5 protein-coding genes are annotated in these 9,578 nt (G+C 37.5%); all 5 read right to left on the bottom strand.

Annotated features, from left to right (window positions below; genetic code table 11):
* The coding region (locus PHH50_03620; protein MDD3729372.1) for a DNA translocase FtsK at window positions 1–1,357 on the bottom strand (1,357 nt) is incomplete at its 3' end.
* 63 nt (window positions 1,358–1,420) lie between these two features.
* On the bottom strand, window positions 1,421–4,957 hold the full coding sequence (gene rpoC, locus PHH50_03615; protein ID MDD3729371.1) for a DNA-directed RNA polymerase subunit beta': 3,537 nt from the start codon (window positions 4,955–4,957) through the stop codon (window positions 1,421–1,423).
* 37 nt (window positions 4,958–4,994) lie between these two features.
* On the bottom strand, window positions 4,995–8,171 hold the full coding sequence (locus PHH50_03610) for a DNA-directed RNA polymerase subunit beta (protein ID MDD3729370.1): 3,177 nt from the start codon (window positions 8,169–8,171) through the stop codon (window positions 4,995–4,997).
* A gap of 227 nt (window positions 8,172–8,398) precedes the next feature.
* On the bottom strand, window positions 8,399–8,776 hold the full coding sequence (locus PHH50_03605) for a hypothetical protein (GenBank protein ID MDD3729369.1): 378 nt from the start codon (window positions 8,774–8,776) through the stop codon (window positions 8,399–8,401).
* A 106-nt stretch (window positions 8,777–8,882) separates the two neighbouring features.
* Window positions 8,883–9,578 (bottom strand): HAMP domain-containing sensor histidine kinase (locus PHH50_03600; protein MDD3729368.1); only part of this gene is annotated, 696 nt, incomplete at its 5' end.

The following is a 9,578-nucleotide window of genomic DNA, read 5'->3' as shown; positions in this document are numbered from 1 at the left end:
TTCTTTCCATCTCCTTTGTTAGCCATTTTAGAGCATTGATTGTCTGGCTCGCATTGTAAATAATAGGGCAAAGAAGATGGGGTAAATTTGAATAAACTGAAAACTCAACTCTCTTCGGGTCAACCATGATAAACCGCAGATTGTCAGGACCGGCGCTCTTTACGGTAGTGCTTTCTTGATAAAGAAGATTGGCTATCAAGGAATTAAGAAAGATGGTCTTTCCTGTTCCGGTTGAACCGGCGACAAGAAGATGAGGCATTCTAGTAAGATCAACATATATAGGAACTCCTGAAACATCTTTTCCAAGGGCAATAGTGAGATTCATTGGCAATTCCTTGAATTTTGAATTTTCAATCAGGTCTCTTAAGCGGACATTAGCCCTTATCTTATTTGGAACCTCTATCCCAACCAGCGATCTTCCTGGAATTGGTGCTTCTATTCTTATCGGATGACTGGCTAAAGAAAGAGCAAGATCATTTGAAAGACCTGTTATCTTCGACAGTTTTATTCCTTCAGCCGGCTTTAAGGTATACTGAGTAACAGTAGGACCTGTATTTACTTCGGACATCATAACATCAATGCCAAAATTTTGAAGAGTTCTTTTTATTACGGTAATATTTGTCTTGATATCCCCGCTTGTTGGAACTTCCTTCCCGATATCAAGAAGGTCAATAGGGGGAGGGTTATAAGGAAAAACCTTTCCTTGAACTGAATCTTTCTTTGAAGAAATTGTTTTTTCTTCTATCTTAGGCGCTACCGTTGTTTGAACAGCATCGGGAACTTCCTTTATGTCAAATTTCGGTTCAAACATTCTTCTGAAAATAGAGGGCTTTTCTTCTATTGTTTCTTCTTCTTTCTTTTTAGAAAACGGCTTTATAAAATGGCCGAAAATTATTCCGCCTATAACCACAAAGCTAAGGAAAATAACAACCGAAGCCCAAAAACCAAAATATCTTAAGAAAGGCCAGCTTAATATATATCCTACATACCCTCCTTGCTTTGTTTCCTGGTCAAGGCAGCCAAGAAGACCGGTAATGCCTAAAATTAAAAAAAGAGAAGCAATTATAATTGGATAAAAAAGCTGTCTTTTTATCTTAAGAGGATATTTTGAAACAAAAAAAACAAACCCGGCTAAAAAAAATATCACCGGGGTTACAAAAATAGTTTCTCCTATCAGATTTCTTCCTAATCTTACCATCGTCGTTCCGGCTATTCCCGCTTTTTCGAAAAATCCAAGAGTGATTAAAAGAGAAGCAACAATCATAAGAACTCCCATAATCCACCCTTTTACTTTTTCGGGAAGGATTTCTTCTTTTAAATCAGGATTATGATTGTTTTTTCTTTTTTTCTTGCCCATTTTTGTTCAAATCAAACAAAAGTTTTAAATGCTATTTAAATTGTAAAGACAAATTTAAAAAACCTAATCCGTCCTTGCCTTTTTGAATCCGGTTCCAACCGGAATCATCCTCCCTATTATAACATTTTCTTTTAGGCCTCTCAACTTGTCTTCTTTTCCTTCAAGAGACGCCTTAATTAAAACTCTTGATGTTTCCTGGAAAGAAGCGGCAGAAAGGAAAGAATCAGTGCTTAAAGAAACTCTTGAAATTCCAAGCAAAACGGAAGATGTTTTAATAATGTTTTTCTTTTCTTTTTTGAGACGTTCGTTTTCCTCAAGAACTCTTGATTTTTCAACAACGTCTCCTATGACAAACAAGCTATCTCCCGGATCCTTTATTTTCACTCTGGAAAACATTTGCTTTATCATTACCTCAATATGTTTGTCATGTATGAGCGCCCCTTGAGAAGAATAAATATTCTGTATCTCTCTTAATATATGATTCTGGGTTTCTTCCTTGCCTTTCATTTTAAATAGTTCCTTTAAGTCAACATTCCCTTCATAAAGCTTTTGACCCTTTGTAACAAGATCCCCTTTTCTAATTAAAAGAGAAACTTTAAAAGGAGTTTTATACTCAATCGTTTGGCCTTCTCCTTCTACTTTAATTACTCCTTTGTCTGAAATTTCCGTTACCTTACCGTCTACTTCTGAAATATCCGCCTTTCCTTTCGGGCTTCTGGCTTCAAAAATTTCATCAACTCTGGGAAGACCGAGGGTTATATCAAGTCCTCCTGCAACTCCTCCTGTATGGAAAGTTCTCATTGTAAGCTGGGTTCCCGGCTCTCCTATCGCCTGAGCCGCCACGGTTCCAACAGCAGAACCCATTTCAACCAGCTTATTCTTCCCCAAATCCCAACCATAACACTTTTTACAAATGCCTCTTATCGTTTTGCAAGTCATCGGAGAACGGACTTTAAAAGATAAAATATCTTCTTTTTCCAAAATAATTCTTGCTTTTTTCCAATCAATTATCTCTCCTTTTTTAACAAGAACTTTATTGCCCGATTTAACATCTTCAAGAACAACCCTGCCAACTATTTTGAAAACAAAGCTCTGGCCTATTTCGTCTGAATCCTTTTTAAAAACTTCTATGCCCGTTTCGTCTTTGCAATCCTCCTTATTCACTATAATATCCTGGGCAACATCAACAAGGCGCCTTGTAAGATAACCTGCAGTTGAAGTTCTAAGAGCGGTATCGGCAGTTCCTTTTCTGGCTCCATGGGTTGATATAAAGTATTCCAAAACGTCAAAACCTTCTTTATAAGAGCTTCTTATCGGAAGTTCTATAATTTCGCTCGCCGGATTTATCACAAGACCTTTCATTCCGGCCATCTGAGTTGGCTGGCTCCAAGAACCTTTTGCTCCGGCATCAATAATCGCAAATATTGAACCGAATTCATCAAGGGTTTTTGGAACAAGTTTCTCAATTTCCGATTTTGCTTTTGTCCAAACTTCTATGGCTTTTCCCTTTTTTTCTTCTCTCGAAAGAAGGCCCTTTTTAAAATGGCTGTCAACAATTTCTATTTCTTTTTCTGCTTTTTCCAATATTCCTTCTTTTTCCTTGGGAACAGTCAAATCATCCATTCCCCATGTAATTCCCGAAAGAGTGGCATATTTAAACCCAAGGTTTTTTATCTTATCCAAAGTTTCTTCAGCCACTTTTTCTCCGTAATTTTCAATAATTTCTCCTACAATTTTATCAAGCTTTTTAGAGCTTATCGTGTCTTCAACATAAGGAAATTCCAAAGGAAGAGTTTCATTGAATAAAATTCTGCCAAGCGATGTTTCTTTTACTTCTCCATTTAAAAGAACCTTGACTTTGGCTCTAATATTTACTCCCTTAAATTCTTCCGACATAATCAGTTCTTCAACTCCGGAAAATGCTTTTCCTTCTCCCTTTTCATTCGGTTTTATCTTTGTAAGCCAATAGCATCCGAGAACTATATCCTGGCTCGGAGTGACAACCGGCGTTCCGGTAGCCGGCTTTAAAAGATTATTTGCAGAAAGCATTATTTCTCTCGCTTCTTTTTGAGCTTCCTCGCTAAGAGGAACATGGACCGCCATCTGGTCTCCGTCAAAGTCGGCATTAAAAGCTCTGCAAACCAAAGGATGTATTTTTAAGGCCTCTCCTTCAATAAGCACCGGCTGGAAGGCCTGTATTCCAAGACGGTGAAGAGTAGGAGCTCTGTTTAAAAGAACAACCCTTCCTTCAACAACTTGCTCTAATATTTCCCAAACTTCATCAATTTCCTGTTCAATTAAGCGCGAAGCCCCTCTTACATTGAAAGCAAGTTCTTTCTGAAGTATTTCTTTTATCACAAACGGTTTGAAAAGTTCCAAGGCCATTTTCTTTGGCAAACCGCATTGATGAAGGCGCAATTCCGGCCCAACTACAATCACCGACCTTCCTGAATAGTCAACTCTTTTTCCTAAAAGATTTTGCCTGAATCTTCCTTGTTTTCCTTTGAGCATATCTGCCAAGGACTTTAACAGCCGCCTTCCGCCTGTCGTTGCCGTAGTTAGTATTCCTTTTCTCATGCCATTATCAATAAGCGCATCAACTGCTTCCTGAAGCATTCTCTTTTCATTTCTTATAATCACTTCCGGAGCAAAAATACTAATAAGGTGCTTTAAGCGGTTATTTCTATTTATGACTCTGCGATAAAGGTCATTAAGGTCTGAAGAGGCGTATCTTCCGCCATCAAGCTGAACCATTGGCCTTAAATCAGGAGGAAGAACAGGAATAACAGTTAAAAACATCCATTCCGGCCTTATTCCCGCCTTAATCATTCCTTGAAAAGTTTTCAATCTCATAAGGGCCTTTTTCTTGTTTGCCGGAGACACTTTTTTCTTTTTCATCTTTTCCACCTCTTCTTTCAAATCAATTTTTTCCATTATTTTTCTTAATGTCTCCGCTCCTGTTCCGGCTTCAAAAATCTCTCCGTACTTTAAAGAAAGATCGTAATATTCTATCTCAGATATTACTCTTAGCTTTTTAATGCCTAAAATTTCTTCTTTTGCTTTTGCTTTTGCTTCCTTTAATTCCAAAAGAATATCTTCTTTCTTTTTTCCCGCTTCAACATTCTTGCTTTTCATCTTGTATTCCTTGTCAATCTCGGAAAGAATATTTTTCTGCAAATCTTCGTTTACGTTTGTGATAATATATGCAGCAAAATAAATGACTTTTTCAAGCTGCTGCATTGAAATATCCAAAATCATCCCTATTCTTGAAGGTATTCCTCTCAAAAACCAAATATGAGAAACAGGGGAGGCAAGCTTGATATATCCCATTCTTTCTCTTCTTACGGAAGATTTTGTAACTTCCACTCCGCATCTGTCGCAAATAATTCCCTTGTATCTTATTCTTTTATACTTTCCGCAGTAGCATTCATAATCTTTCTCCGGACCAAAAATCTTTTCGCAAAAAAGACCGTCCTTCTCCGCTTTTTGCGTCCTGTAATTTACTGTTTCCGGTTTTAAAACCTCTCCTTTTCCCCAAGTAAGTATATCATCGGGAGAAGCAATTTTGATTCTGATTGATTCAAGGTCAATAACATTCATAATTTTTTAATGATTATTGTAAAATAAAATGCGAGAACTATTCTTTAGGATTAATATTTCCTTTTATTTCTATTCCAAGGGATAGCGATTTCAGTTCATTCACAAGAAGATTGAAAGAAGCCGGCAAATGGGGACTTTTTATCGGAATTCCCTTTAATATTGCTTCATAAGTTGCCGCTCTTCCCTGAACATCGTCTGATTTAATAGTAAGCATTTCCTGAAGAGTATAAGCAGCGCCATAACCTTGAAGAGCCCACACTTCCATCTCTCCGAAACGCTGGCCTCCAAACTGGGCTTTTCCCCCAAGAGGCTGCTGAGTAATTAAAGAATAGGGGCCTATCGATCTCATATGAATCTTATCGGTAACCATATGGATAAGTTTCATTACATACATATACCCAACTGATATTTTTTCGGGAAACGGCAAGCCCGTTTTCCCATCATAAAGAGTAACTTTTCCGCTTTCATCATATCCGGCCTTTTTAAGCTCCGCTTTGATATCTTCTTCCTGGGCTCCGGACATTGAAGGAGTAACGGCATGATATCCAAGTTTTTTTGCGGCAAGCCCAAGGTGAGTTTCCAATATCTGCCCCAGATTCATTCTTGAAGCAACTCCTAAAGGATTCAAAAGAATTTGCACAGGAGTGCCGTCTTCCAAAAAGGGCATTTCTTCAACAGGAACAACTTTTGCAATAACTCCCTTATTACCATGTCTTCCAGCAAGCTTGTCTCCGGCCTGGATTTTTCTCATTTCAGCAACTTCCACTTCTATTCTTTTTATCACTCCCGGCTCAAGTCTGTGTCCGCTTTCTCTTGTAAAAACTTTCACCCCAACTACTCTGCCTCTTTTGCCATGCTCCATCAGAAGAGATGTGTCTTTTACGTCTCTGGCTTTTTCTCCAAAAATAGCCCTGAGCAATCTTTCTTCCGCAGTAAGACCGGCTTCTCCTTTTGGAGAAATTTTGCCGACTAGAATATCATTTGGTCCGACTTTTGCTCCAAGGCGAATAATTCCTTCTTCATCCAAATCTTTTAATTTTTCTTCCGAAACATTTGGAATATCGCAAGTTGTCACTTCCGGACCAAGCTTTGTTTCTCTAACATCGCAAGAAAAAGTTTCAATGTGTATGGAGGTATAATAATCGTCTTTTACAAGCTCTTCTGAAATAACTATGGCGTCTTCATATGTCTGTCCTTGCCAAGACAAAAAAGCAACAAGAGCGTTTTTCCCCAAAGAGAGAAATCCGTCTGATATTGAACCGCCATCGGCAATAACCTCTCCTTTTTTAACCGTCTGGTTTTTTTGCACAAGAGGCCTTTGATGAAAACAAGTATATTGGTTTGTGCCGACAAATGTTCTTAAAACATATTCTTTTACGGCTCCTTTTTTTGTTTTTAATTTTATAGCATTGGCATCCACTTCAACTATTGTACCATCGTCATCTGCTACAACTGCCTGTCCGGAATCTTTGGCTACCCTTTCTTCGGATCCGGTCATAACCAAAGGAACATCCGGCTTTATTAAAGGAACGGATTGGCGCTGCATATTTGATCCCATAAGGGCTCTGTTTGCATCGTCATTTTGCAGAAAAGGAACAAGAGAAGTCCCTATTGAAATAAATTGTTGAGGAGAAACGTCAATGTAATCGATTTGCGACTTATCAATCAGTCCGGGCTCTCCTTTTATGCGAGCTTCCACTTTTTGAGGAATAATATTGTTGCTATCGTCAACTTCCACTCCTCCATGGGCAATATTATATTTTTCTTCTTCAAATGCGTTAAAATATTCTATTTTTGAAAGTATTTTTCCCTTATCCACTTTGTAATAAGGCGTTTCTATAAATCCGAAAGGATTAATTTTAGCATATCCGGCAAGATGATTTACAAGTCCGATATTCGGACCTTCAGGCGTTTGAATTGGACAAATTCTTCCATAATGAGAAGGCTGGACGTCTCTGACTTCAAATCCCGCCCTTTGTCTCGTAAGACCTCCCGGACCGGTAGCAGAAAGGCGTCTTTTATGCTCCAGTTCAGCAAGAGGATTTTCATTATCCATAAACTGGCAAAGCTGGGAAGATGTAAAAAATTCTTTAATTACGGCCATAATGGGACGGGGATTAATAAGCTGGGAAGAAGAAATTTCTCCGGCTTCCATTGTGGACATTTTGTCTTTTATTACCCTTTCCATTCTCATAAGGCCTACTCTTATTCTCCCTTGAAGAAGCTCTGCTAAAGTTCTGACTCTTCTATTTCCAAGATGATCGATTTCATCCGGCTTTCCGTCCGGATCATTGTTAAGCCGAATTATCTCTCTTAATGTTACAACTATGTCATTAAGAGAAAGAACTCTGTCTTCTTTTGTTATATCTTCGTCCGCTCTTTTTTTGTCTTTTGTTTCCGGCAATCTTTTTCTTATTCTCCACCTGCCCACCTTGGACATATCGTATCTTTCAAAATTAAAAAAAGTATTGTCGGCAAGTTCCTTTGCCGTTTCCGGAGTAACAAGATCTCCGGGTCTTAATCTTTTATATATCTCAATCAATGCCTCTTGCTGGTTTTTTGAAGAATCTTTTTTAAGAGTTTCTTCAATATATGAAACATCTCCATTATCAACATCTTGAAAATTCTCCCTTATGTTATTTTCATTCCATGCGCCAAAAGCTCTAAGAAGAGCAGTAGAAGCAACCTTTCTCTTTCTGTCTATTTTAACGATAATAGCTCCCGATGTTTCCGTTTCAAATTCAAGCCATGCTCCTCTATTGGGAATTACTTTTGCTCCAAAACCTCCATTGCTTCTGGTAAAAAAGACGCCCGGAGGCCTGATAAGCTGAGATATCGCCACCCTTTCCACTCCGTTTACAACAAAAGTGCCCCTTTCTGTCATAAGGGGCAAATCAGCTAAGAATACCTCTTGTTCGTCAACCTCTTTCGTTTTTAAATTTACAAGTTTTACTTTGACGCGCAAAGAGGCCTCAAAAGAATCTCTGTTCTTTTTGGCTTCAATATCAGTTTCATACTTTGGCGCCTTTATTTTATAATCGGTAAACCAAAGTTCCATCTCTTTTTTCGTATAGTCGCGAATCGGAGAAATTTCTTCGAAAATTTCTTTAATCCCTTCTTTAAGAAGCCACTGCCAATTCTCTCTTTGAAATTCAAGCAGATAAGGCAGGGGAAGCGACACTTTTGCTTTGGAAAAGTTTTTTATTTTCTGCATAAAAAGATGTTAAAGATATAAAAACAAAAATTACCCGTTTTCGCTTTTTGGGTAATTATAGATTGCTACTTTTGAAAATAAAGAAAAAGAAAGAGATACACAAAAATTGTCTCTTAAAAGTTTACAGAGGTTATTCGCACGCTAGGAATTATACACGCTCAAAGAATTTTGTCAATAGTTTTCAAAAAAAGAGAGACCAGGGGGGCCTCTTTTATAAATAAGGCAGTTTATTTTATCTGTAAGAAGATAATATCGCCGCCATTATAATTTGTAACAACAATTACATAAGGAGAACTTTTTTTGAAAGAATAATGTCTTTCTTTTGGGTTAAAGGATTCGTTAAAAATAGGGTCCCAGCGTTTAAACTGTGAGGACCACGAAAAAATCGTGATTGACGTATAAGGACCGTTATTTAAAAAATAACGAAGATCGCTATTAAATATCAACTTTGCCTCTTGACTGTCGGGATAATAAATAAATGATCTTTTTTGACTCCGTTCTAAATAACGCTTTACTTTTTGATTCCTTCTTATATTCTCGGCAAATCCTTGCCCAACAAAAGAAAAGATAAGAATCGCTATTATTATAAAGCGTACTCTTTTCATCTTTGTCTCCTTTTGCAATATCTTGGTTTTTAGGTGCCGTTTCTATTTAAACACAAAATAAAGGTATTGTCAATAATGCCTTCATAAAAAATATTGAAAATTTATCTTACCCTTCTTTATCTATTGGAAGTTCAAATATAAAAGTGGATCCTTTTCCTTTTCCTTCCGACTCTGCCCAGAGCTTGCCATTATGGGCTTTTACTATCTGATATGAAAGATAAAGGCCTATACCTCTTCCTGTTGAAAAGGCCTTCTTTGCTTCCGTTCCTCTTTCAAAAAGTTTGGTAAAGAGGGTTTCCTGTTCTTCTTTAGAAAGTCCTATTCCGGTATCTTTTACATATACTCTTAATTTTGAATCTAAAACTTCCGTTGTAATTTCAACTCTTCCTTTTTGAGTGTATTTTATGGCATTGTCAGCAATATTAAAGAAAGCCGCTTTAAGCTTCTCTATATCCGCCTTTATTAAAGGAAGAGGAGTTTTTGGTTTTTCTATTTTCAATCTTATTCCTTTATCATCGGCTTGGAATTTTAATTCTTCCTTCATTTCCTTAAGAATTGGCTCAATCTTTCCTTTTGGCCTTAAGAAGACAACTTCTTTACCAAGCTGAAATTGGGAAATATCAAGAAATTCATTAACCATTCTTACGAGGCGAACAGTCGAGGCCTCAAATCTTTCTAGGACTGCTTTTAATTTTTTGGGAACTTTTCCAAAAGATCCTCCTCCGATTAAATCCAGATATCCTCTCATAGAAGTTAAAGGAGTTCTTAAATGGTGCTGAGTTGCCATTATAAATTGGTTTTT

The organism is Candidatus Paceibacterota bacterium, assembly GCA_028697015.1.
GTDB lineage: Bacteria > Patescibacteriota > Minisyncoccia > Minisyncoccales > GWA2-38-27 > JAQVFW01.
Note: the sequence above shows the minus strand (reverse complement) of the source record. Positions and strands in the feature narration are given on the sequence as shown.

Excerpts from the sequence above, each read along its gene's own strand:
- rpoC (MDD3729371.1), bottom strand. The coding sequence starts at position 4,957 with ATGAATGTTATTGACCTTGAATCAATCAGAATCAAAATTGCTTCTCCC.
- PHH50_03610 (MDD3729370.1), bottom strand. The coding sequence starts at position 8,171 with ATGCAGAAAATAAAAAACTTTTCCAAAGCAAAAGTGTCGCTTCCCCTG.
- PHH50_03605 (MDD3729369.1), bottom strand. The coding sequence starts at position 8,776 with ATGAAAAGAGTACGCTTTATAATAATAGCGATTCTTATCTTTTCTTTT.